General features: G+C 56.0%; 21 protein-coding genes and 2 tRNA genes. 12 read left to right on the top strand and 11 right to left on the bottom strand.

All coding sequences use genetic code 11. The features are described 5' to 3' along the window. The first annotated feature begins 8 nt into the window (after nt 1-8). The 6 genes from VLM75_15815 to VLM75_15790 are packed head-to-tail and all read left to right on the top strand — an operon-like array spanning nt 9 to nt 5,428. Complete coding sequence (locus VLM75_15815; GenBank protein HSV98386.1) at nt 9-1,262, top strand: glutamate-5-semialdehyde dehydrogenase; 1,254 nt, start codon at nt 9-11, stop codon at nt 1,260-1,262. Next, entirely contained in the window at nt 1,259-1,843 is a 585-nt protein-coding gene (gene nadD / locus VLM75_15810; GenBank protein ID HSV98385.1) for a nicotinate-nucleotide adenylyltransferase, read from the top strand. Before VLM75_15815 ends, nadD begins: the two co-directional genes overlap by 4 nt. Further along, nucleotides 1,840-2,949: a LytR C-terminal domain-containing protein gene (locus tag VLM75_15805; protein ID HSV98384.1), complete on the top strand. Its 1,110-nt coding sequence runs from the start codon at nt 1,840-1,842 to the stop codon at nt 2,947-2,949. The genes nadD and VLM75_15805 overlap by 4 nt, the downstream gene beginning before the upstream one ends. Further along, the gene (gene rsfS, locus VLM75_15800) at nt 2,946-3,311 is read left to right on the top strand and encodes a ribosome silencing factor (GenBank protein ID HSV98383.1); all 366 of its coding nucleotides are present in this window, start codon (nt 2,946-2,948) and stop codon (nt 3,309-3,311) included. Before VLM75_15805 ends, rsfS begins: the two co-directional genes overlap by 4 nt. Before the next feature lie 6 nt (nt 3,312-3,317). Further along, the gene (locus VLM75_15795; protein ID HSV98382.1) at nt 3,318-3,965 is read left to right on the top strand and encodes a histidine kinase dimerization/phospho-acceptor domain-containing protein; all 648 of its coding nucleotides are present in this window, start codon (nt 3,318-3,320) and stop codon (nt 3,963-3,965) included. Continuing rightward, nucleotides 3,965-5,428: a sigma-54 dependent transcriptional regulator gene (locus tag VLM75_15790; GenBank protein HSV98381.1), complete on the top strand. Its 1,464-nt coding sequence runs from the start codon at nt 3,965-3,967 to the stop codon at nt 5,426-5,428. The genes VLM75_15795 and VLM75_15790 overlap by 1 nt, the downstream gene beginning before the upstream one ends. A gap of 85 nt (nt 5,429-5,513) precedes the next feature. On the opposite strand, the gene VLM75_15785 is transcribed toward VLM75_15790, so the two are convergent. From VLM75_15785 to VLM75_15775, 3 genes are all read right to left on the bottom strand, one after another. Next, nucleotides 5,514-5,657, bottom strand: a complete 144-nt coding sequence (locus tag VLM75_15785; GenBank protein HSV98380.1) for a hypothetical protein — start codon at nt 5,655-5,657, stop codon at nt 5,514-5,516. 168 nt (nt 5,658-5,825) lie between these two features. Then, nucleotides 5,826-6,998 carry a thiolase family protein gene (locus VLM75_15780; GenBank protein HSV98379.1) on the bottom strand — a complete coding sequence of 391 codons (1,173 nt, stop codon included), beginning with the start codon at nt 6,996-6,998 and terminating at the stop codon, nt 5,826-5,828. A gap of 35 nt (nt 6,999-7,033) precedes the next feature. Then, nucleotides 7,034-9,427 (bottom strand): 3-hydroxyacyl-CoA dehydrogenase/enoyl-CoA hydratase family protein, encoded by a 2,394-nt coding sequence (locus VLM75_15775; protein ID HSV98378.1) that lies wholly within the window; start codon nt 9,425-9,427, stop codon nt 7,034-7,036. A gap of 336 nt (nt 9,428-9,763) precedes the next feature. Between VLM75_15775 and VLM75_15770 the strand changes: the two genes are divergently transcribed. Together VLM75_15770 and VLM75_15765 are read left to right on the top strand one after the other, a co-directional pair. Further along, nucleotides 9,764-9,836: transfer RNA gene (locus VLM75_15770), tRNA-Cys, on the top strand. A gap of 68 nt (nt 9,837-9,904) precedes the next feature. Further along, nucleotides 9,905-9,988: transfer RNA gene (locus VLM75_15765), tRNA-Leu, on the top strand. A 47-nt stretch (nt 9,989-10,035) separates the two neighbouring features. Here the strand turns inward: VLM75_15765 and VLM75_15760 are convergent. From VLM75_15760 to VLM75_15750, 3 genes are all read right to left on the bottom strand, one after another. Continuing rightward, on the bottom strand, nt 10,036-10,602 hold the full coding sequence (locus VLM75_15760; GenBank protein HSV98377.1) for a hypothetical protein: 567 nt from the start codon (nt 10,600-10,602) through the stop codon (nt 10,036-10,038). A gap of 99 nt (nt 10,603-10,701) precedes the next feature. Further along, on the bottom strand, nt 10,702-11,451 hold the full coding sequence (locus VLM75_15755) for a TIGR00730 family Rossman fold protein (protein HSV98376.1): 750 nt from the start codon (nt 11,449-11,451) through the stop codon (nt 10,702-10,704). Beyond that, a complete protein-coding gene (locus VLM75_15750; protein ID HSV98375.1) occupies nt 11,448-12,020 on the bottom strand; it encodes an ATP-binding protein in 573 nt (190 codons plus the stop codon). Before VLM75_15750 ends, VLM75_15755 begins: the two co-directional genes overlap by 4 nt. Nucleotides 12,021-12,242: 222 nt before the next feature. Here VLM75_15750 and nagZ point away from each other — a divergent pair, with 222 nt between their 5' ends. Together nagZ and VLM75_15740 are read left to right on the top strand one after the other, a co-directional pair. Beyond that, entirely contained in the window at nt 12,243-13,901 is a 1,659-nt protein-coding gene (nagZ, locus tag VLM75_15745; protein ID HSV98374.1) for a beta-N-acetylhexosaminidase, read from the top strand. A gap of 16 nt (nt 13,902-13,917) precedes the next feature. Further along, nucleotides 13,918-15,069, top strand: coding sequence for a coproporphyrinogen-III oxidase family protein (locus VLM75_15740; protein HSV98373.1), 1,152 nt, complete (start codon nt 13,918-13,920; stop codon nt 15,067-15,069). An 8-nt stretch (nt 15,070-15,077) separates the two neighbouring features. Here the strand turns inward: VLM75_15740 and glpC are convergent, their stop codons facing one another. The 4 genes from glpC to VLM75_15720 all read right to left on the bottom strand — a co-directional run bounded on the left by glpC (nt 15,078) and on the right by VLM75_15720 (nt 20,392). After that, nucleotides 15,078-16,286, bottom strand: coding sequence for an anaerobic glycerol-3-phosphate dehydrogenase subunit GlpC (gene glpC, locus VLM75_15735; GenBank protein HSV98372.1), 1,209 nt, complete (start codon nt 16,284-16,286; stop codon nt 15,078-15,080). 6 nt (nt 16,287-16,292) lie between these two features. Further along, a complete protein-coding gene (gene glpB, locus VLM75_15730) occupies nt 16,293-17,579 on the bottom strand; it encodes a glycerol-3-phosphate dehydrogenase subunit GlpB (GenBank protein HSV98371.1) in 1,287 nt (428 codons plus the stop codon). After that, complete coding sequence (gene glpA, locus VLM75_15725; protein ID HSV98370.1) at nt 17,576-19,222, bottom strand: anaerobic glycerol-3-phosphate dehydrogenase subunit A; 1,647 nt, start codon at nt 19,220-19,222, stop codon at nt 17,576-17,578. Before glpA ends, glpB begins: the two co-directional genes overlap by 4 nt. 342 nt (nt 19,223-19,564) lie before the next feature. Further along, nucleotides 19,565-20,392 (bottom strand): amidohydrolase family protein, encoded by an 828-nt coding sequence (locus VLM75_15720; protein ID HSV98369.1) that lies wholly within the window; start codon nt 20,390-20,392, stop codon nt 19,565-19,567. Nucleotides 20,393-20,634: 242 nt separating this feature from the next. On the opposite strand from VLM75_15720, the gene sppA reads away from it, so the two are divergent. Then, entirely contained in the window at nt 20,635-21,588 is a 954-nt protein-coding gene (gene sppA / locus VLM75_15715; GenBank protein HSV98368.1) for a signal peptide peptidase SppA, read from the top strand. After that, nucleotides 21,585-22,184 carry a YIP1 family protein gene (locus VLM75_15710; protein ID HSV98367.1) on the top strand — a complete coding sequence of 200 codons (600 nt, stop codon included), beginning with the start codon at nt 21,585-21,587 and terminating at the stop codon, nt 22,182-22,184. The genes sppA and VLM75_15710 overlap by 4 nt, the downstream gene beginning before the upstream one ends. Nucleotides 22,185-22,304: 120 nt before the next feature. Here the strand turns inward: VLM75_15710 and rpmB are convergent, their stop codons facing one another. Next, complete coding sequence (rpmB, locus tag VLM75_15705; GenBank protein HSV98366.1) at nt 22,305-22,493, bottom strand: 50S ribosomal protein L28; 189 nt, start codon at nt 22,491-22,493, stop codon at nt 22,305-22,307. Nucleotides 22,494-23,342: the final 849 nt, after the last annotated feature.

The following is a 23,342-nucleotide window of genomic DNA, read 5'->3' as shown; positions in this document are numbered from 1 at the left end:
CTACATCGATGGACGAGAAGCACTATATAGAGGGGTTGTGCGTCGCCGCGAAAGAGGCATCGCGCTCAGTCGCACGGCTTTCTTCAAACGTGCGAAACGAGGCCCTGCGTTCCATAGCGCGCCGCCTTCGGGCCGAGAAGGATTTCATCCTTGCGGAAAACGCCTGGGACATAACCGAAGCTGAGCGTTCGGGGCAGAACAGGGCATTCATCGATCGTCTCATTCTAAATCATGACCGGATCGACGCCATGGCGCGGTCTATAGAGGAAATTGCACTGCTCGAGGATCCCATCGGAAAAATCGAGGGCATGCGCACGATGCCGTCCGGCATACGGGTGGGGCAGATGCGCGTACCGCTGGGCGTGGTGTGCGTCATCTTCGAATCGCGTCCGAACGTTACGACCGACATCGCGGCCCTGTGCGTAAAATCCGGCAACGCGTGCGTGCTGAGGGGCGGTAAAGAGTCGATACGCTCCAATATCGCCCTCCATCGCGTAATCGCCGGAGCGCTCGATGAGCTCGGACTGCCGCGCGCCGCCGTTACACTCATCGACAAAACAGATCGCGAGCTGGTTCCGGTTTTATTGAAGATGAACGAATATATCGATATCGTCATACCGCGCGGCGGCGAGGGGCTTATACAAAGCGTCGTCAGGGACTCGACCATTCCGGTCATAAAACACGACAAGGGCGTGTGCCATACCTACGTTGATAAAAGCGCCGACGGGAAAATGGCGATAGATATCTGCGTCAATGCCAAGGTCCAGCGCCCTGGCGTATGCAACGCCATGGAAACGCTCCTGGTCCACAGGGATTATCAGCATACCGGAGGTCTCCTCGACGCGCTCGCAAAGCGGGGTGTGGAGCTGAGGGGCTGTTATGAAAGCGCGGCCATTTTACCTGGAAAGGTGAAGTCCGCTACGGAAGAAGACTGGTACGCGGAGTATCTCGAGCTCGTGCTCGCGGTAAAGATAGTCGGCGGAATGGACGAGGCGATCAATCATATCGAACGATACGGCTCGGGACACTCAGAGGCGATCGTGACAAGCGACTATGCCGCGGCTGAGAGATTCCTTTTACAGGTCGATTCGGCGGCGGTTTTCGTCAACGCTTCGACCCGGTTCCACGACGGAGGCGAGTTCGGCCTCGGCGCCGAGGTGGGAATCTCGACGCAAAAACTCCACGCGCGCGGTACGATGGGAATCGGCGGGCTGACCTGTCTGAAGTACGTCGTATACGGAAACGGACAGGTCCGGTCTTGAAACTCGGCGTCCTCGGGGGAACATTCAATCCCGTGCATGTCGGGCACCTGATCAACGCCGATGTGGTTCGGGAAGACCTGGGGCTCGACCGGATGCTTTTTATACCGTCCCGTATGCCGGTCCACAAGGAAATCGACGCCTCGGTTTTGCCGGATGACCGGTACGAGATGCTCCGGCTCGCCACCGAAGGAAACGACCGCTTCAGCGTTTCGCGCGTGGAAATAGACAGAGAGGAACCGTCTTACAGCATTATCACCTTGCGCGACCTCGCGCACGAGTTTCCGGGAAGCGACCTGTATTTAGTCGTAGGCGCCGATTCCTTCAACGAAATACATACATGGAGGGACTATCGCGATATCGTCGCAATCGCGACATTTGCGGTGATGATGCGGCCCGGGATCATTCCGGATAATCCCGCGATAGACGCGGTGGCGGCACGCTATATCATGATACGGAACCCGCTGATCGATCTGAGTTCGACGGAGATACGCGCGCGGGTGAGGACGGGACGTTCCATACGTTACATGGTCCATGACGGGGTCGGGGAATATATCAAAGACAAGGGGTTGTACAGGGATTGAATAAACAGTTCATTAAATACGGGATATGGGCGGGTGCGGCGGCGCTGGCGCTTCTGGGAATTGTCTATTTTTACCGCATTTCGACGCGCAACGCTGTCGAGACGCTCGCACAGAATAAAAAGATGATTAACGTACTTATCGCGGGAAGTAATGCGTACCGGGACAACAAACACAGGTTTTTCGCGATACTCAGCATAAACCCGAATAACGCCAGGATCGGGATCACCTTCCTTCCGCCCAACCTCAAGATCTTTTTCGATTCGGGCAGGAAGCGGTCGGCCCGAATCGAGGACATCGACATAGACAGTTTCAATAAGATAAGCCAGTCGCTCGCGCGTGATCTAAAGATGCATTTACACTTTTATGTCGAGCTCTATGCCCAGGATGTTCGAAGAACAGTCGATCTTATAGAGGGCATTGACCTATTCATTCTCGATCAATGGAAGGACCAGGGTGACGCGCGGATAGGAGTCAATTACTTAGATGGCGGGAAAATCATCGATTACATCAACTCGGTGGATGGCAATTCCATATTTAGAAAATATGACCGTATACAGGACGTCCTGCTAACCCTCCACTCGAACAGAAAGAAATACAAACGTTTTTATAACAAGGATTTCGCGGCCGAGGTGATCAAGAACGTACGCACCAATCTTCTCGACCAGGAAATACTGTCGCTGCTTAAATACTTCTTCGAAGACGCGGGGCTGATAAGCACGCTGGTTCCCGGCGGTCTTGACGAAAAAGGCAATTACGTAATCGATGATATATCTTACAAGCTTTACGAGAGCGAATTCCTCGGAGCGATGGTTCTGGACGAGAGGAGCGACCAGTCAATAAAGGTCAAGATACTCAACGGGACCAGCGTTCCGGGGCTCGCGAAAAAGATGAGGAACATACTCATGAAGGAGGGGCTTACCGTGGTCGAGTTCGGCACATCACCGTATCCTTTCTTCGACCATACCATCATCATCAACCAGGGGGGTGACACGGGCAATGCCATGCGCGTCGCCGAGATACTGGGTGTTGACCGGGTGCACCATATCATAGACAGTTCACAGCTTAACAGCGCGGTTATAATCATCGGAAAGGATTACATAAAGTGAAGGCACCAAAAAAAGTCACCGAAGAGGATGTTATAGAAATCGCCAGGGGCGCTGCGCGCCTGCTTGATGAAAAAAAGGCCGACGACGTGCTGCTGATCGACCTTTCGAAAATCAACAGCTACCTCGATTACTTCGTCATCGCCACGGCCAATTCGCACACTCACGGCAGGGCGCTCGCGCGGGAGGCGCAACGTTATTTCAAGGGGGAGGGCTTTTCCGAGCGGTCGCGGGCGGACCTCGATTCGCCGTGGATCGCGCTCGACTATCACGAGGTTGTGATCCATATATTCACGCGCGAAATGAGGAAGTACTATCAGCTCGAAAGGCTCTGGGCCGACGCCGCATCGATCGATTTCAGGTGATGCGCCGTGAAAATCGACGATACCGCAGTAATCATCGAGAGCCTCATCCGAAATCTGAGCCACGAGCTTAGAAATCCTCTTACAACCATAAAGGGATACGCCCAGCTTCTCTCTCTAAAGGCTGATGACCCCCTTTCGGTCGAGAAATCGTACCGCATGATCAAGGAACAGGCCGACCGTATTGACCGGATGCTCCAGAATCTCTTCGCCGCTTTCCTGCCGCGTAAAATCGAAGCGTACGCTTTCGACGCGGTCACGCTTGTACGCGAAATGATCGCCTCCCTTCAGGCCGAGGCGAGGGTGGTCACCGGCGCATCTCCCGCGGCACTTCCCATGGAAGGCGACCGGAACGCGCTTGCCGAAATCATCACACTCATCCTGGAAGGCTATGACTGGAAGGGGCTCTCCGGTTCACATTGCGTGCTGACGATGCGGGAACGCGACGGAGGCGGTGAAATCGATATCCGCTTCGAGGGAGTGGAAATGGTGGAAGTTGAAGAGTCGATATTTTATTTGCCATTTTCCTTGAAAAAGTATTACCTGAAAGGGACGGAGCTTTACGAGGCCTATTTCATCGCGCATGCCTGCGGGTGGACCATCTTGCCGCTCCCGTTACGGGACGGCCATGGGGCGGGCTTCAGGATCATGATATGATGGAAAACAATTATAGGATACTCGTCGCAGACGACGAGCAGGGCATCCGTGACCTGCTCGCGGATCTATTAAAGGATTTTTTCGAGGTCGATACGGTCGAGAGGGGGGACACCATCCTCGATCGCCTAAAAAAGGGCGGTCATGAGATACTCATTCTCGATTTGCGGCTTCCCGGCATGAGCGGGCTGGACGTACTGAAAAGGATATATGAAGACAAGATAAAAGTCGTAGTGGTGGTCATTACCGCGTCCAACGATATTGAGACGGCCATCACCTCGATGAAGCTCGGCGCCTACGATTACCTGGTAAAGCCCTTCGACGCCGACAAGCTGATGGTGGTGCTGAAGAACATCGTCGACAAGCTCGAGCTTGAAAACGAAGTGAGCCACCTTCGGGAGCAGTTGGGGGAGGGATTCCGATTCAAGAACATCATCGGGAAATCGCCCGGCATGCAGAAGATTTTCAGCACTCTCGAGAAGGTCATAGACACCGACAGCACCGTCCTGATAACAGGGGAGAGCGGTACCGGAAAGGAAATCATCGCCAAGGCCGTCCACTACAACAGCAACCGCAAGCAGTATCCCTTCCGGTCCATAGACTGCAGCACCATCCCTAAAGATCTCATCGGAAGCGAGCTCTTCGGACACGAGAAGGGGGCGTTTACGGGCGCCATTTCCCGCAAGATAGGAAAGTTCGAGATAGCCAGCCGCGGAACGCTCTTCCTCGATGAGATCAGCAATCTCTCGATCGACATGCAGTCGAAGCTCCTCAGGGTGCTGCAGGAAAAGGAGTTCGAGCGCATCGGCGGCAACCAGCTCATCAAGGTGAATACGCGTATCGTCACCGCGAGCAACCGGGATCTTCGAGAGATGGTCAGGGAAAACAGGTTCCGCGAGGACCTCTATTACCGGCTCAACGTGCTTCCGGTCTATCTGCCTACGCTCAGGGAGCGCCGGGAGGATATTCCGCTCTTCATCGACCACTTTCTTAATAAGTATAATATCGAGTTCGGGCGGGAGATCAACATCGACCTGAAGGCCAGACTGTATCTGACCAACTACTCGTGGCCCGGGAACGTACGACAGCTCGAAAACGTGATCAAGCGGCTTATATTGCTTTCAACCCGGAAAATGGTGTCGCAGGATGACGTGACAAGCGTCCTTGAATTCGAGGAAATCGGCATGGACGCGAAGAAGAAGGAGTCGGGGAGTGTCCTGCCGTCGGCGCCGAATCAGTGCGCCGAAAGCGTCAAGACTATCGACGAAATGGAGAGGGAGCACCTGGAAAAGATGCTGTGTCACTTCAATTACAATATTTCCACGACCGCACGCGCGCTCGATATTTCGCGCAAGACCATGCACAACAAGCTAAAGAAATACAATATTGTGATTAAAAGGACCGCGGCCGTCGAGGAGGGCGCCCTTTTGCCGGGAGAAGAGATGAAACACCAGCCAGGCCATTGAACGGCCCGTGATGATCGCGGTCGATCTCAGGGCCGCTCAAACGCCCGGTTGATGGCGCACAAGCGCCGAACGCGAAAGCGGCGCCCTAAAGGCTTTTTTCCAGCTCTCTGATGCCTTCCACAAGAAGCTTGTACTCGCGGGAATCCTTCCTGAAGTTGCCAAGATACCCTCTGAAGTAGTTGAGTTGTTCCTGTTTCCAGTTGCGCAGGTCTCCTTCGTTGTGAATCATTTGCCCTCCTTACGTAGTGGTCACAAGCCGTTATAGTCTCTGTTATGTCAGTCGGCACGGTATGGGCCAAATGTTAGAGTTTTTCCGGTTGCGGATGGGGCTGTGTTCGGGTGAGTGGAATAAAAAAAGCCGCCCGAAGGCGGCTTTTTTACGTCGTTTTACCGGCTCTTACATCTTTTCGATGATCATCGCGGCGCCCATGCCGCCGCCGATACACATCGACTCGATGCCGTACTTCACATTGAGTCGGTGCATATTCATGACGAGGGTGGCCATGAGCTTCGCGCCGGTGCATCCCAGGGGATGGCCGAGCGCGATCGCGCCGCCGGTAGTGTTAATCTTCGCGGGGTCGATTTTAAGCTCGCGCGCGCAGTGCAGCGCCTGCGAAGCGAAAGCTTCGTTAAGCTCATAAACGCCGATGTCGTCGATTTTGAGACCGGTCTGCTTAAGCACCTTGGGAATCGCGTACTTCGGTCCGACACCCATTTCATCGGGCTCGCAACCGGCGACGGCGTAGCCGACCACGCGGGCAAGGGGCTTCAGATTGTACTTCTTGCAGGCTTCTTCGCTGGCCACGATCGTCGCCGCGGCGCCGTCGGTGGTCTGCGAGGAGTTACCGGCGGTAACCGAACCCATCGCCTTGAAGGCGGGGCGCAGTTTCGCGAGTCCCTCAATGGTCGTTTCAGCGCGAACGCCGTCGTCGAAATCCTGGACGAAGGTTTCCTTCTTGTAGGTGCCGTCGGCCTGCTGAACAAAGCGGGTACCGGTCGTCGGATGAATCTCGGTAAAGAGCTTCTCCTTCTGGGCCTTTGCGGCCTTCATGTTGGACTCGTACGCGAACTGATCCTGGTCTTCGCGGCTTACATTGTAGCGGGAAGCCACGTTTTCGGCCGTGATACCCATGGATATATACACATCGGGGTTCTTCTTCGCCCAGTCCGGATGAGGCCTGGGAAGATTTCCGCCCATGGGAACGATCGACATGCTTTCGAGGCCGGAACCCATGGCCACATCCACCCAGCCGGCCTTTATCTTAAGGGCGGCAAGAGCGATGGCTTCGAGTCCGGACGAGCAGAAACGGTTGACGACCGCCGCGGAGCTGGTGATCGGATAACCGGCCATGAGCTGCGCGATGCGGGCGACATTGATTCCCTGCTCGGCTTCGGGGAACGCGCAACCGGTGAAACAATCGTCGACGAGCGCCTTGTCGAGCTTGATGCGATCGGCGGCCGCCACCATTACCTGCGCGAGTAAATCCTCGGGCCTGGTCTGATTGAACGCGCCTTTTCCCCTTCTACATCCGGGTGTTCTTACTGCTGAAACGATATATGCTTCACTCATATATCTGTTCCTCCTATTATTAGTGGTTTGGATCCTTAGATCATCAACGGTTTGCCGGTCGTGAGAATGTGCGCCGCCATCTTCTGGGTGTTTTCGGTCTTCCAAAGATCGACGAACGCTTCACGCTCCTGCTTAAGCCACTGTTCTTCCGGAATCAAGGTGCCCTGAATGACATCGCCGCCCGACATGACCAGTGCGATCTTTTTCGCGATGAACTCCATGTGCGGGGTGATGAAGCCGCCGCTCTTCATGTTGTTCATTTCAGCCCATACCATGCCGTGCACTTCCTGGCCCATTACGAGGATCGGGTCGTGTTTCGGAGGCGTGTATCCTTCCTCAACCATCTTTATGACTTCCTTCTTGGCTTCGCCGATCTGGAGGTCGCGGTTGAAGATGATCCTGTCTTTGGGACCGAGGAATCCTTTATTCTTGAGGTCGAAGGCACCCATGCCAACCTGAGCCTGGGCAACCGCCATAAAACAGGGCAGGAAGAACCCGCCGAGGTCGGTGATTTTAACCGAGGCCGGAACGTTCGCGATGACCTTTCTCCACAGGTTGAGCATGCCCAGACCTCCGGGGAGGAGACCGGCTCCGATCTCAACAAGACCCATATAAGTTTCGGTGTGCGCCAGTATGCGGTCGGAGGCAAGACAGACTTCGCAGCCGCCGCCCAGTGTCATGCCGTACGGAGCGGCGATAACCGGGAAGTTGGAGTAGCGCAGGGCCTGGATGCCTACATGAACTTTGGCGATGAAGTCGTTGATAACGTCGAACTTGCCGTCTTTCGCCAGGGCGCCCATGTAGCCAAGGTCGCCGCCCGCCGAGAATGCGCCGGGCATACCGCCGGCCTGGTTGCCGATGACAAGGCCGATGCCGTTTTTGTTAACGTGCTCGAGGGCGACCGGAATGAAATCAACGATTTCGCCGTTGATGGCGTTCATCTTGGTGTGGAACTCGAAGTTGAAAACGCCGTCGCCAAGGTCGATAAGCGAGCAGGAAGCGTTGGACTTTACCTCTTTGCAGTTCTTCAGGAGGATCGTGCTCGCGCTCCTCTTGATTTCCTTGTAACCGCCCTTAATGAGATCATAGTAAAAGTCTTTGCCTTTTTCGCTCTTGTAGAAGGTCTTGGCGCCGGAGGCGAGCATCTTCTTCACGTTTGCGGGAACCTTCATTCCCTCATTCTCCATGCGCTTCACCGACTCTTCCACGCCGATTGCGTCCCAGGTGCCGAAGGGACCGAACTCGTTGTTGTAACCCCATACCATCGCGTTATCGATGTCGACGATCGAGTCGGCTATTTCGGGAACGCGGTTCGCGGCGTATATGCATCCCGAAGCGGTGACTTTCCACGCGAACTTGGCGGCCTTGTCATCGCCCCATACAACGGCTTTGATCTTTTCGGCAGGGGTCTTCGCTGCTTTGGCGGCGTCGAGGCAGGGGAAAGTCGGTTTGTCGGCCGGAGCGTAATCCATTGTGTCGGGATTGAGGACCAAAGTCACCCGCTTGCCGTCCGGACTCTTTTCCTTCTTGTAGAAGCCACCCTTGGTTTTGTCGCCGAACCACTTGTTCTCGATCATCTTCTTGAACCAGTCCGGAAGCTTGTACGCTTCCCTGCGCTCGTCCTTGGGAAGAAGTTCATACGAATTGTCGGCAAGGTGGTTTATGGTGTCGAGGCCGACCATGTCGGACAGTTTGAAGACGGCGGTTTTCGGGCGTCCCATCGCCGGACCGAAAATGGCATCGACATCGGGAATGCTCATGCCGGCTTCCTTCATCGCTGGAAGAATGTCCACGATCGAGTAAACGCCGATGCGGTTTCCGATGAAGTTCGGGGTGTCCTTCGCCCACACGATACCCTTGCCAAGCCTCTTTTCGCCGAAGTCGGCCAGGAATTCGAGGATTTCTTTTTTGGTGTCGGCGCCGGGGATGAGCTCGAGAAGGTGCATATAGCGGACCGGGTTGAAGAAGTGGGTCCCCATGAAATGCTCCTTGAATTCCTTGCTCAGGCCCTTCGAGATTTCCTGAAGCGGAAGGCCCGAGGTGTTCGTGGTGATGATCGCCGTGGGCTTGCGGATCTTGTCGATTTTGCCGAAAAGCTCCTGCTTGATCTTGAGGTTTTCGACAACCACTTCGATGATCAGGTCGCAATCGGCAAGCTTCGCGAAGTCGTCCTCGAGATTTCCGAGCTTGATGCGTGTGGTGTTGGCCTTGTCCATAACGAGAGCGGGTTTAGCCTTCATCAAGTTTTCGAAGCCGGTCTGGACTATTCGGTTGCGGGCTTTTGGATCCTTCTTCTCTTCATCCGTCAGGTTGAAGGGTACGATGTCGAGAAGCAGGGTTTCCACTCCCGCATCGGCCAGCAGGGCCGCGATACCGCCCCCCATGATACCGGAGCCGATAACGGCTGCTTTATCGATCCTTTTTATCATACGAACCTCCTGTTTGAGTGTAATTAAAGTATGCAAATATTAATAATAAATAAGGCGGAAGTCTATTAAAGCATTCTCAACCAAGTGTGGAACACGAATTTAAATTGTCAATATTTATAATTGAATATTAATAAGGAATTTTCCAGTTTTGATATAAATGTGGTTACCATTGAGGCATTTTATAAACAGAAAAATTGAAGGAAGTTTTTTGCGTCATGTGGGGCGCAATTTTTTCTTCCCGCATAAGGCGCATTTTCGGTTGACATCCGTACGTGCGGTATCTATACGTATTTTCAGCGGAAAGAAAGCATGTCTTTCGCGTGCGGCACACGCCACGGCGCCGTACCCAAGTGGCTAAGGGAGAGGTCTGCAAAACCTTTATTCAGCGGTTCAAGTCCGCTCGGCGCCTCATATTCCAGTCCAAAGTCAATCGTCGCACTCCCATGGCGCGCGGCCTTCGGCTTTGGACTGTTTTTCGCCCAAGTGGTGGAATTGGTAGACACAAGGGACTTAAAATCCCTCGGACTCTGGTCTGTGCCGGTTCAAGTCCGGCCTTGGGCACGTACACGGCCTCGGACGCGGTCAAAACGATACCCGCCGCCCGATTCCTACCGGGGCTCCGGGATGGGTTCGACCGGAGTTTCCTCTTCCGTGGTTTTTTCCGCGGCGATGTAACTGAATGAAGACAGCGCGACGTTAAAAGCCCCCTCGTGCCGATAGAATGTGGCGGTCGGCGAGGTGCACTGTATTATGTACAGGATTCCTGCGTTATGCGTAATCAGTGTCCGCTGCAGCGTTGCTCCGCCGCGGGAGCGGAATTCGAACACCAGAAGCTTGCCGGTTACTTTCCGCCGTATGCTTATCCTGCCCGTTTCGATGATCTTGTTGAGAATCGGATCCACGCCGCTTAGGTTCCATCTGTCGCCCGCGATTTTTTCCAGATCTGTCTCGCTCGAAAATGAAGCCTTCACCTTTATTTCGGTATTCCTGTCGGGGAATGCGTAGAGCAGGTGCCGGCGCTCAAGTGTCAGGTCCGAACGCTCCCATCCGGGAGGAAGCGAGATGGTGTAATTGAAGCACTCGTTGCGGTATTCGTGCCCGGGGCTTTCCGCCCGGAGCGTCGGGGTCAAGAAAACCACGCATAAGACAAGGCCAGGCGCCGTCAGCTTTTTCATTGATTTATCCCGCCTGAATTCATGTAATGCACCCTCTGCCGCGAATAATACGGCCTCGCCAGTAAATTGCAATAATAAAACGACGCCGGTCAGACGGCTTTATGGGTGGAATCTATGATTGATGTCGGATATGCCTTTCTCGAGGCGGTTCTTGAGGAACTTAACGCCTTCTTCCGGGCTGTCGAAAAAGTGGATGAGCTTTAGGTCTTCCGGATCGATAAAGCCGAGCTCGACCATTTTGTCGAAGTTGATCATTGATTCCCAGTATGCCCTGTCGTAGAGGAGGATGGGCATGTTCTTTTTATGGATCTTTCCCGTCTGTATCAGGGTGAGGGCTTCGAAGAGCTCGTCGAGCGTACCGAAACCCCCTGGAAAGACGACAAGCGCTTTCGCGTTATATAAAAACCAGAGCTTGCGCATGAAAAAATAATGGAACTCGAAATTGAGCTCGGGTGTTATATATCGATTGGGGTTCTGTTCAAATGGCAGCGATATATTTAAACCGATGTTCTTTGCACCGGCCCTGTGGGCACCGAGGTTGGCCGCTTCCATTATCCCGGGGCCGCCGCCGGTGCAGATGTGAAAGCCGCGCTTTTTGCGCTCCATGGAATTGCCGAGCTTCGCGAGCCTGTAGGCGAACTCCTCGGCCGAGGTGTAGTATTTCCCCGTTGCCGGGTCGTTGGGCAGTATCCGTGCCGAACCGAAGAAAACAACGGTATGCTTGATGTTCATATCGCGCAGGCGTTTTTCCGGTTCGATGTACTCGGAGAGAATTCGAATGGTGCGGGCCTCGTGCGAATTGAGGAAATCGAGGTTCTTGTACGCCTTGGGCGCCTTCTTCTGCGTCATCGGTATCTCCTTTTTCTGCTGATCGTAAGAATGGTGCCGTCGGTGAATTCCGTCACCGAGTCAGAGATGACGTCTTTTCTGTCGATAAAATCGATCGTTATTCTATCCATGAAGGCAAGCAGAATTTTAAGTCCCGCCCCGATTCCTTTCAGGGAAAGCTCCCGCTCGTTGACGGTCACCCGCAGCTTGCCCGATTCGCTTTTATCGATGTAGCGGACGAGTTGTCCGAAATAGTCTTCGGCATGGCGGCTTGGAGAATCGTGGAACGATTTAACGGGGTCGAATCCGCCCCCGTGGTCTATGATAGTCGCCTCAAAATGCTCATCGTCGAGGAGATAGCGAACGGTGATGGCGCGGATCAGGTCCGCATGGGCGACCGGAATGCCTTCCTGCGTGCGGATGGTCTCCTGGATCGCGTTGGTCAGCGCCTCATCCATCGAGATGATGATCTCGTCGATCTCCTCCTGGGGGCAGTGGATGGACCGGAGGTCATCGCACAGCACCGAGATGACCCGGCGGACGATCAACGAATCGGCCGGATAGCTGTCAATGTGTTGTATGGTTTTCATCGTGAAAACGGTATCATGGAACGGGCCTCCTTTCCGGAGAGTATTAATGAATTCCGGGGTTTTCCCTCGGGTGAATGGCAGGTCCGCTTATTCCTTCCTTACCATACGTATCGGGGGATTGACGGGGGCGACTTTACTTCATCGGGCAAAAAAGTAGTTGATCCGGGACCCGATCAGGCGCCCATTATGTTGGATGAGAAGATACCGTACACGGGAGGATGCATGTATAAAAAAATCATCGCCGGGGTCGTTGTCGCGGGCCTTGCGGCGGGCGGGGTAGTCGCAGGACCCACGATTAGAAAGGAGGCCGAAATAAACGCGCTGCTGAAAGAAATGCCGCTCGGCCGGAAAATAGGACAGATGATGATGGTCGGCGTAAACGGCACTGAGATGACGCCGGCGGCGCGTACCATGATCGGGAGCTTCGCTCCCGGCGGCATAATACTCTTCGGGTACAACCTTTCCTCGCGCGACAAAACCGCGGCCTTTATAGCGGACATGCAGAAGGCCGCGATGCAGCCTGCGGGGATACCGCTTTTCATTTCGATCGACCAGGAGGGCGGAAGGGTGCGCCGCATCATCGACGGCGTAACCCAGTTTCCCGGCAACATGCCCCTGGGAGTCGTTAACGATGCGGACCTCGCATACAGGACGGCGCGGATACTCGGGATCGAACTGCGACTGATGGGCGTCAACATGAATCTGGCGCCGGCTGTGGACGTGAACAACAACCCGGAGAACCCGGTCATCAACACTCGTTCCTTCGGATCCGACCCCGCGATCGTCGCCGCGATGGGACGCGCGTACATACGGGGCCTGCAGGAGTCCCGGTGCATGGCGGTCGTAAAACACTTCCCGGGGCATGGCGATACAGACAGCGACTCCCACCACGTGCTGCCGGTAATCAACTACGGGCTGGAACACCTTAAAAAGGTCGAGCTTCCGCCGTTCGCGGCGGCGATCGACGAGAACGTGTCGGCCGTTATGACCGCGCATATATCCTATCCAAACATCCTTGGCGAAGATGTGCCCGCCACATTGTCGGAAAAGATGCTCCGGGGGCTTTTAAGGGAAGAGATGGGCCATAAAGGGCTCGTCATTACCGACGACATGGAGATGAACGCCGTTTCGAAGCTCATGGATATCGGAGAAGCTGCGGTACGCTCGGTCGAGGCGGGCACGGATATCATCCTCATCAGCACCTGCGGTCAGAGCGTCGCGCGCATCCATGCCGCGCTCGGGAAGGCCGTCGCCGACGGGCGGCTTTCCGAAATAAGAATAGACGAATCGGTGCGACGGATCATCGCGGCAAAGGAACGTTTTTCAATACTGGAAACGGATTCCGGGCGCGCCCGGATCGAGAAGCCCAGGTATTCGAAAAGCGAGCTTGAGTCGCTCGCCGAGGCGGCGGTCATCAACCGGGAGCTTTCCCGCAGGGCGCTGTATTATCACGGCGAGGGTCCGTTCATGGCCGCGGGTGATGAAGGCCCGTACTTCGCAAGGTATTTCGTAACCGCGAGTCCCGTTATGCGGCGCGAGCTGATTGAAAAGCCGGTCCGGGGTCTTTTGGTGCTGGGAAATACAACCGACCTGGACGCCGCCCTCGCACGCGGCAAGGACGGCCGGCAACTGGTGTATCTTCATGTGGACAGGCCCGAGCCGGCGATCCTCGCCGAGGTAGCGCGCCTGCATGGCATGCAGGGCGTCACACTCGTCGTGCTCTGCACCGGCAACCCGTTTCCCGTCGCCGCGCTCGCGCCGCTTCCGCACGTACTCTTCAGCTTCTCGAACACGGACGAGTCGCAGCGGCAGGTTGTCGCCTGTGTGCGTGGCGAATTCCGTCCGCGCACCGAGGTCAACGTGTACCTCGGCATACGGTGACCGGGCGGGTTTAACGGTGAACGTCGGGGTCTACATCCATGTCCCCTTCTGCCGGTCCAAATGCGACTACTGTTCGTTTTATTCCGTGCCGGTCGGTATGTTTTCAGACGGTGATCGCCGCAAGCTCTTCGGCCGCTATGTCGACAGACTGATCGACGAAATGCGGGGGCGCTCCCGTGACACGGCCGCCTTTTCTTTTGATACGATATATTTTGGCGGCGGTACCCCGTCGCTCCTCGGAGCGCCGCTTGTCGCTCGGGTAATCGAGACGGTGCGTTCGTGTTTCAGCCGGACAGGTCCAGATTGCGAAATAACGCTCGAATGCAATCCGGAGGACTTTTCGGTTACCTCGATCGGGGAGTACCGCAGCGCGGGCGTAAACCGCGTCGTGCTCGGCGTCCAGACGCTCGACGCGCACCTGCGCGGCGTTATCGGCAGGCGCTCGAAGGCACCGGACACGAAGATGCTCAACGCCTTCTTTGCGATGAGCGGTATCGCGCACTGCGTCGATATTATAACGGGAATACCCGGGCAGGACAAAGGCGGCCTCAATCGCGAGCTCGAACGTCTTTTGGCGTACCGCCCCGAGCATGTATCGGCATACATACTGAGCATCGACAAGAACACGCCGCTCTCGCGGCGTATGGCCGAAACGCACGAGCTCTCGCTCGAACAGCGCCGGCGCTTCGAGGATCTCATGGCTGTCATGGAAAAAAGAGGATATACGCACTACGAGGTTTCGAACTTCTGTGTGCCCGGGTTCGAATCGCGCCACAACATGAAGTACTGGACATTCGCACCCTATATAGGCTACGGGCCCGGCGCGCACTCGTTCTATGGTTTACAGCGTCTCTACAGCACGCAGACGGTCGAAGAATACCTCGAAGGCCCTTCGATAGCGCCGGTGCTCGACGAGAGGGGGAAGGGCGCCGCGGCGGAGGAGTTTCTGCTTACGGGGCTACGCCTGAGGCGGGGCATAACGCGCTCGGCGTTCGAAACAGCGACGGGGTCGAGGATGCCGGACGCGCTCATCGGCGAATTCGACCGGCTCGCGAAAGAGGGGCTTGCGCTCGTCGAGGGGGCGGGGGGGGATGTCCGGTTCAGCTTCTCGATCGAGGGCCTCTTTCACATGGACGGACTCGTCGCGCGTCTGGCCGCGCGCCTGTAAGGCGAACGCTAAAGCTTCTTTCCGTCGATGGCGCGCGCGAGAACGGTCACCGGGTGCTCGACGCGGTAGGGGGTGCTCATCTCGATCTGCCACTTGCAGGTCTCGCAGTCGGTGATGACGATCTCGGGGTTCACACGCTCGATCCTCTTGAAGAGCTCGGCGCCGACCTTCTGCGCGACCTTGTAGTATTCCTTCTTGAAGCCATAGGTGCCGGCGATTCCGCAGCACTCGGAATGCAGTATTGTGAGATCCAGCCCGGGTATTTTTTTAAGCACTTCGATGGTATTCATCACGCCCCCCATCCGCTCGAGGTGGCAGGGTGAGTGATAGGCCGCCCTGACCGGCACCGGTTTCATGGCGGGAACGTTCCCATTTTCAAAGCGCTCGTGGATAAACCTCGTGATGTAGTCGAGGTCGTCGAGGATCGCCGAGTTGTCGATCTCGAGGAGGTTCGGGTACTCGTGCTTCAGAGCGAACGAGCAGCTTGACGATGCCGAGACGATGCGCGCGCCGATTGCGGACGCCGACTTCTCGAGCGAGTGGATATTGAAGAGGGCGTTTTTCCTCGCCTTGTCGATGTAGCCGTTTGCGATGAGCGGCACGCCGCAACACTTTTCGTCGGTAACGATCACGCCGACATTAATTGCGTTCAGCACCGTCAAAACGTCCTTTCCCAGGTCGTGGTTGTTGTAGTTGACGTAGCAGCCATGGAAATAAACGGCCTTTTCGGCGAACGCCTCCTGCTCCTTCCGGTGCTTGTTATACCATGACAGAAAGGTCCCCTGTGCGTATTTGGGGAAGCGTCGCTCGGACGGTATCTTCATGAAACGGTCGAGGAAGAATTTCACCGGGAAGAGTTTAATAAAAAAGTTCACCAGGTAGCTCACGCGCGTGGCGACACTTCCCATGAGGTCGGTGCGGGCCAGGAAAAAATCGCGCACGCGGAATACGTTCTTGAAATAGCGCCATTTCGAGCTCTGGATGATGTCGGCGATCTTGACGTTCGACGGGCAGGCGATCTCGCAGCGCTTGCAGTTGGTGCAGTACTTCAGCGAGTCGTCGAGGAGCTCGGGGTTCTTTATGCGCAGACGCTCCGTGTCGGGGCCCGACTGCTTGGGGCCGGGGAAGTGGTGCGTGGCCCTGGCAACCGGGCAGTAGATGGTGCACACGGTGCACTTGATGCAATGGTCGAAGCTTATATTTTCCAGTTTGATCATGGGCTGTCAATTTCCTGCGAGAATGAGCTCGGCGGCGCGGTAGCCGGTGGACACGGCGACGCCGCCGCCCGAGCCCTCGCGAATCGGGTTGTAGTGAGGGAGAAGCGCCCCGATGCAGTAGAGGTTTGCGATCCTCTGCCCGTCGTCGGTGAGCGGGTTGAGACGCTCGTCGGTCTCGACGCCGTATTCGAGGAAGGGATGTCCGTCCCGGGGGAAGAACTCCGGCGCGTACCACCTCGAGCGCTCGGCGTCGCTGTGCACCCGAAGGCCGAAAACGGGCTCGCGCACACGGCTGAATTCGCTCACCAGTCCGCCGCTGAAGAAACTGCCGCTCGCCAGTACAAAGTTTCCGGCGCCAAGGGCGGAGGCGCCGCCGTTTTCCGTGTAAACGGACTCGAGTCTTCCTCCGGAGATCGTTCCGCTCTTAACGGTATCACCCGCGATGTATACGCCGCCGAGCGCGGCGAAGCGAGACTTGAGCGCGTTGTCGATGCGCATTCCGAGAATTGACGGCGGAAGCGTGGGAATCTCGTAGATGAGCAGCCCCGTTAACTGCTGCAGCAGCTGGTGGTGCCGCTTGAAATTGGTAATGCCGAGGAAGGCCGGCATAGCGGCGAAGGCCGCGTCGCCGGCGGCGGCGCGGATCTGCGCGGCGAGGTCCTCCAGGTAGCGCTCGGTGTCGAATATGCGGGCGATGTCGATCGAGCGGTATTCGAATGGATTGCGCCGGGGGTCTCCGTAGTCCGGATACAGGATTTTTCCGGAGATAATCTCGATGTTTCTGAACAGAATATTGCGTTTGAGGTTGATGACGGCGAGCTCCGGGTAAAAGTCGCGGTAGCCTTCGAAATTGAGCGCCGCGATCTTCGATTTCTTCTCGAAGGCCTGGCGTATCTTCTCGTTGAAAACGCTTCGCTGCGAAAAAAACGTGGGTTTGAGCGTGCCCAGCGTGGTGACGTGGAAGTGGTTGGCATCGTCGTTATTGTAGAGGTCGATGTCTTCCCGGCCGAGCTGGTCCCTGAAATAAAAGAGCGCCTCGCGTATTTGCGATGACCCGCAGCGGGCGTAGGGATGGAGCGGGTTGGAACCGATGAAATCGTCCAGGAATTCGAAGGGGCGGAACACCGTCTTCCCTTCTCCTTCGTGGCCGAAAAGGTCGATGGAGCCCGACGAGAAGTGCAGGGCGCTCATGCCCGTGGATATAACGGCGCAGCTCGCGCCCTTTTCCGCAAGCCGGATTCCGCAGGTGATGCCCGAAAGCCCGCCGCCTATTATTACGCAGTCGTACCTCACCTGTCCTCACCCTCTTCCGGAAACTTGACATCGCCGAGACCGAAGAGCCCCTGATATATCCAGTAGCAGAACTCAACCGAGCGCAGGGCGTCTCCCCACAGCACCGGTTTGATCCCCTTCCAGCGCTCCTCCAGAAAATCGACGAGCATTTTGTTCGATTCGGTCGACGTTGCCGAGTCGTATTTTACGAAGAGTCCGGCCGCGCGGTAGGCGCAGAGCTGGCCCTGGCAGGGGCCCATGCCGATGCGCGTTCTGCGCCGCAAATCGACTATATCTTTAGCATTAAGCTTTTTAAGGGCGTATTCGATTTCGCCCTCTGTGACCATCTCGCATTCGCAGATGAGGCCGTAGTTGCGCTTATCGCGGTGGAGGATGTTCCGTATGCGTTGCCCGTGGCGGTACAGGGTCGAGCCGACCACCGAGTTGGGAATACCGGTGAAGAACTTCACCGATTTCGCCTGGTCCAGTTTTCGCTCGGAGCCGGGCAGCGCCGTTGTCCGGGTGCGGCACCTCTTTTTTAAATTCAGCTTGGCGCACGCAAGGTCTGCGGCCATCTCCGCCATCAGGCGGTAGGTCATGAGCTTGCCGCCGGCTATGGTGATGAACCCGCCCACGGAATCGCGTTTCTCGTGGTCGATGAGCACGATCCCGCGGCTTATCTCGCGTCCGTCCATCTCGCCCGATACGGCGATGAGCGGGCGCACGCCGCAATATGCGCGCAGCACCCTCGTTCTCGACACGTTCGGGATGAGCTTCTCGCCGCTTTCCAGGAGCGTGGCGATTTCATCCTGGTCGACGGTGATCTCGTCGATTTTATCGTAGTCCACTTTCTTGGACGTGGTGCCGATGAGCGAGACAGTGTCGCCGGGGACGACGATGTCGCCGTCGGAGGGTACGCGGCAGCGGTTGACAACGACGTTATTGATGCGGTAATCGATGATGACCATTGAGCCCTTGGAGGGGAACATCCGCAGCGCGATACCGGCCGAGGCGCAGAGCTCCTGCCCCCAGACGCCCGAGGCGTTCACGATGATACCGCCGAACACCTCAAACTCCTCGCCGGTCCTCCGGTCACGGCAGTTGACGCCGGTGGCACGATCGCCCTCGCGAATGACACCGCTCACCCCGGTGTGGGTGAGGACAATGGCGCCGCGCTCCTGAGCGTCGAGCACGTTGGCCGACGTGAGCCGGAAGGGATCGATGGTGCCGTCGGGGACACGGAGCGCGGCGAGGATGTTCGGGTTGAGGTTGGGCTCGATACGCAGGGCCTCCTGTACGCTTATCTCCTCGCAGCGGATCCCCGCGTATTTACAGTGTTCGATCAGCTTGCCGTGATACGAGGGGTCATCCTCAGGGAGCGTGACGAAAAGACCGCCGGTGTCCTCGATGCAGTGACGCGCGATCTTCTTCAAGATTTTATTTTCGCGGATGCACTCGCGCGCCGATTCCAGGTCGTTGACCGCGTACCGCGCGCCCGAGTGCAGCAGACCGTGATTGCGGCCCGTGGTTCCCGAGGCCATGTCGCTCTTTTCTATAAGGACGGCGCGAACGCCGCGCAGCGTCAGGTCGCGGAGCGTTCCCGCCCCGGTGGCCCCCCCGCCAATGACGATCGCTTCCGTTTCGATTCTTTTCATCAGTCTGATACCGCCGTTACGCTTAAGGTTGAAGCGCTATGGCACTTTTTCAAATCATAGCCGGAAAAGCAAACATTTCTTGGAAAAGGACGCCCGGAGGGCGGGAGTGTGGATTTAATTCCGGGCCGAAAACCGGTATCGCGAAGAGCGTAGCGACGCCGCGATCTCAAAAGGCGGGAAGGTAATCCATATAGCTTGAAATAAAAAGAGATCCCCACGCCCCGGAAAGACCGGGGCTCGCAATGACAGAATTTTACAAGAAATTCAATACACACGCAAGAGCAATGCATCACTCTCCGCCGAAAATTGGATGACTGTTTTCCGGTCGCGCAGCGGTCTTCCATATATGCTTCAGACCTCCCCACGAATGATGCGCATGCCGTTTTTGAGAAAGACGGCATCATAGAACTCCTGCGAAAGATCAAGGCCGAGGAGACAGTCGATCTCGTCTTCACGCGGAAAAATGATGTTGGGGAAGTCCGAGCCGTATAGGATTCGGTCCCTGTACCGCTCGAGCACGTCGTTCCCCAGGTCGAAGCGGACCGGCAGACCCGGCAGAAACGCGAAGGACGTGTCGAAATAGAGCAGGGGATGCGCGTCGAGGAGCCCGAAAAACTCGCTGAATTCAAGCGCGCCCATGTGCGCAACATTCGCCGGCAGGCTCGGATACCGGTCGAGGAGCCGGACGAAGTGATCGTAACCGACGAACTCGTTGCCGACGGGGCCGGTGCCGACGTGGAAGAGCAGTCGCTTCCCGCGCTCCATAACGAGTTCGTACATCGGGAACAGGCGCTCGTCGTGAGGATGGAAGCGCTGGACGAGGAGCTGGAGTTTGAATCCGAGCACGCGGGGATGGTCGAGCGCGTGTCGCGCGATATCGAGCGCGTCGTAATCGCCTGGATGATACGCGGCGAAGCAGTAGAGATCGGGGATTTCGTTGAGTACTTCATGGTTCCACTCGTTGAGCGAGCGGGCGACCCCCTCGCGGTGCGCGTAATTGGAATAAACGATGGGCCCCACGCCGCGCTCGCGGAGGTATTCGACGCTCTCTCGGTAATACAGGCGGTGCCGAACGTCCCAGCCGTAGTCCTTGCCGAAATAGTTCCATATTTTCTCGAAGAGCCTGTCGGGAAAAAGATGCACGTGAAAATCGACGATGGTGGCGGGAAGTTTTTTCACGCTGACCTCTTCATAATGGCGCTGGGGGAATCTCCCGCCCGCTCGTGCCCGCCCAAGGCGGCGTCACCGCGGGCGGGCACGGCCTGTGCTCCTGTGGTGCGACAGATACAGTTGCCTATCGATTTTAAAACGTGTCAATACTAATTAGGTGGCAAATAATTCTTGCAAAAACCACCCGAGTCGGTAGGCTTAATACGCTGACGCCCGACGCGCCATCCCACTACCGGAAAAGATAAAGGATAATGGACAAGAACAGGAAGATAGTCGTTTCCATCCTCATACTGCTCGTGCTTTCATCAGTGCTTGCGATCATCGACATCAGCATTACCATGCAGGGGACCGGTCGCGATGCCTACCGCCTGCGCTCGCCCGATACCGGGCCCGGTGTCGGCATCGTCCGAATATACGGACCAATCGCCATCGACGCCTCCGGAGGCGGTCCGCTGGGCATGGCATACGGCTCAGATGCCATCGTGCAGCGTCTCGATGACCTTTTGCGCGACAAACGCATAAAGGCCGTGGTTGTGCGCATCAACTCGCCGGGGGGCACCGTCGCGGCCACGCAGGAGATTTTCGACAAGATCATGCGCCTCCGCAAGGAAAACATCATGGTGGTCGCGTCGATGGGCGAGCTGGCCGCCTCGGGCGGTTACTACGTCGCTTCGGCATGCAACTACATCCTCGCCAATCACGGTTCAATCACCGGGTCGATCGGCGTCATAGCGGTATCGCCCAATCTGAAAGGCCTGTTCGAGAAGCTCGGCATCCGAATGAACGTCATCAAGAGCGGACGATACAAGGACCTGCTCTCCGCATACCGCGACATCAGCCAGGAGGAGCGCGAGCTGATACAGGAGATCATCGATTCATCGTATAAAAAATTTCTGGCGGATGTTTCGCTGGGAAGAAACATACCGATTCCGGAAATAGAACCAGTCGCGGACGGGCGTGTAATGAGCGGCGAAACCGCGCTCAGACACAGGCTCGTGGACGAGCTGGGGTCCTTCGAAACCGCGCTTGCCAAGGCCCGCGCTCTGGCCAAGCTGCCCGAAGACGCACCCGTGTACGACGAGGTGACCAATCCGATAGAACGACTCCTCATGACGCTCCAGGGCGCCAGGGGACCGATCGACATACGCGTGGACCGGCAGTTCCTCTCAAACCTGCCGGCCGTTGAATACAGGTACCAGCCATGAAGGAATTCCTGAAATCGCTCGTATGGGTGGACTATTTTTATATGGTCTTCACCGATCCGGGAAAACTCGCCGCGGCGCTCATGCGCGAATCGAAGTCGCTGCCCCTCGGCTTTGTAGTCCCGGCGTGCGTATCCATCATGGAAATCCTCGCGCTTTCGCTCCTGGGCTCGCAAACGCCGTTTTTCTACACCAAGATCACCTACGGCTGGATTCTGTTCTTTATCCTGCTGGTGTTTCAAAATATCCTGATCGGAAGTCTTATCGATACGGCCGGGCAGGTGATGGGCTACCAGGGTAATATAAAGAACGTCATCAACATCATGAACTACGCGCTCTTTCCCAGGGTGTTGCTGCTTCCGGCGATACTGATCTTCAGCGTCTTCAACTTCGCGCCGGTGTTCTTTTACGTGCTCTTCTCCATGGCGCTCTTCGCATGGTCGGCCGCCATCGTTATACAGGGGATATCCGAAATGCACTCCGCCACGCTGAACCGTGCGGCAGCGGTATTCTTTATCCCCTTCGCCCTGGTGGGGGGCGTCGCCTTTTTTGCGATGGTGCTGACCGTGATATCGATTTTCGGCTATTTTAACGCGTAAAAAGTGCGTTTCCTGATGGCGCGACGGGGGATCGGGGAAGCCGTGGCCTGAAACACGAAAAGCCCTTTCGGGCTTTTCATAGCGTTCCGGCGCCGCGCGGCGCCGGTGATGCAGCGGCGGTTAACTCGCCTTCGTTACCATTCCGGAACGTATGCAGCGGGTGCAGACATATTTGCGCATCACCCGGCCTTTTTCCATCACGCGCAGCCGCTTGACGTTGGGTTTCCAAGTTTTCAGGGTCTTTTTATTGGAATGGCTTACGCTGTTTCCGAACAGGACCGATTTCCCGCATACTTCGCATTTGGCCATGAGATTCTCCATCAGAAAAAGTGATAGCCACACTTAGTTGACGGAGGGTAATTTTGCAACAATTTTACCGTTTCAGGACAAAAATTTTCGACCGAGCGAAGCCGAACACCTCCGGCGGGGAACTTCCCTTTTTTCGAACTCCGTGTTCTCTCCAAACACCACCGATTATACCGGGGTATCGGTTAGATAATTGAATCATTTCCTAAAAAAATAGAAGGTGATGATGACATCCGTTCAGGCGCAGTCGCCCGCGAAATGGGCATATAGCAGTGCGCCGCACATCTCGGTACCGAAAACGGCAGAGGGCGGGTCCACATGGGCGGCGGCGTCGCCCACAAGGCGCCAGTCGTCGCCGGTGCGCGTTCCGTGATCGAAAAGCCATCGATACCCTCCAGGTCGAGTCAGCGTATGGGTCGAATCTAAACTGAACTTATCACACTTCAATGTCTAAAAAGGTGGGCAAAAAGAAAATAAATGAATTGACAAATTTCAGAAACTCGCATGGTGATTGCGTCATGTGCAATATTGGTGGTATGCTATATGGGGTATAATGTGGCGAACTTTGTTGACTATGTGACAGCGGCCGCGATTGAGGACGGGAATAATCTCGGTAATGATTTGGTTCAGTCAATTAAGAGCATAGATGACCCCAAAAAATTAATGGAATGGTTCCATGGGAAAAGCAGGATTGATGGAGAGAAATTCGATGGTATATCATTGGAAGATTGCAATAAGCTTTTATTGCACAAGGAAGGACTTCTCGAGTATATGGATATGGTTTCCATCCAGCAAGGCTACTGAAGAAAATCGCCATCTAGCTTCAACGACAATGGATTTCAATGCGTGTTA

The organism is Spirochaetota bacterium (assembly GCA_035477215.1).
Lineage (GTDB): Bacteria > Spirochaetota > UBA4802 > UBA4802 > UBA5368 > MVZN01.
This window is presented reverse-complemented; position numbering and strand designations above follow the sequence as displayed.

What these genes read in the sequence shown, in the direction of transcription:
- VLM75_15815 (HSV98386.1), top strand. Translation starts at nt 9, where the DNA reads ATGGACGAGAAGCACTATATAGAGGGGTTGTGCGTCGCCGCGAAAGAG.
- VLM75_15790 (HSV98381.1), top strand. Translation starts at nt 3,965, where the DNA reads ATGGAAAACAATTATAGGATACTCGTCGCAGACGACGAGCAGGGCATC.
- VLM75_15785 (HSV98380.1), bottom strand. Translation starts at nt 5,657, where the DNA reads ATGATTCACAACGAAGGAGACCTGCGCAACTGGAAACAGGAACAACTC.
- VLM75_15780 (HSV98379.1), bottom strand. Translation starts at nt 6,998, where the DNA reads ATGAGTGAAGCATATATCGTTTCAGCAGTAAGAACACCCGGATGTAGA.
- VLM75_15775 (HSV98378.1), bottom strand. Translation starts at nt 9,427, where the DNA reads ATGATAAAAAGGATCGATAAAGCAGCCGTTATCGGCTCCGGTATCATG.
- VLM75_15760 (HSV98377.1), bottom strand. Translation starts at nt 10,602, where the DNA reads ATGAAAAAGCTGACGGCGCCTGGCCTTGTCTTATGCGTGGTTTTCTTG.
- VLM75_15755 (HSV98376.1), bottom strand. Translation starts at nt 11,451, where the DNA reads ATGACGCAGAAGAAGGCGCCCAAGGCGTACAAGAACCTCGATTTCCTC.
- VLM75_15750 (HSV98375.1), bottom strand. Translation starts at nt 12,020, where the DNA reads ATGAAAACCATACAACACATTGACAGCTATCCGGCCGATTCGTTGATC.
- nagZ (HSV98374.1), top strand. Translation starts at nt 12,243, where the DNA reads ATGTATAAAAAAATCATCGCCGGGGTCGTTGTCGCGGGCCTTGCGGCG.
- glpC (HSV98372.1), bottom strand. Translation starts at nt 16,286, where the DNA reads ATGATCAAACTGGAAAATATAAGCTTCGACCATTGCATCAAGTGCACC.
- sppA (HSV98368.1), top strand. Translation starts at nt 20,635, where the DNA reads ATGGACAAGAACAGGAAGATAGTCGTTTCCATCCTCATACTGCTCGTG.
- VLM75_15710 (HSV98367.1), top strand. Translation starts at nt 21,585, where the DNA reads ATGAAGGAATTCCTGAAATCGCTCGTATGGGTGGACTATTTTTATATG.
- rpmB (HSV98366.1), bottom strand. Translation starts at nt 22,493, where the DNA reads ATGGCCAAATGCGAAGTATGCGGGAAATCGGTCCTGTTCGGAAACAGC.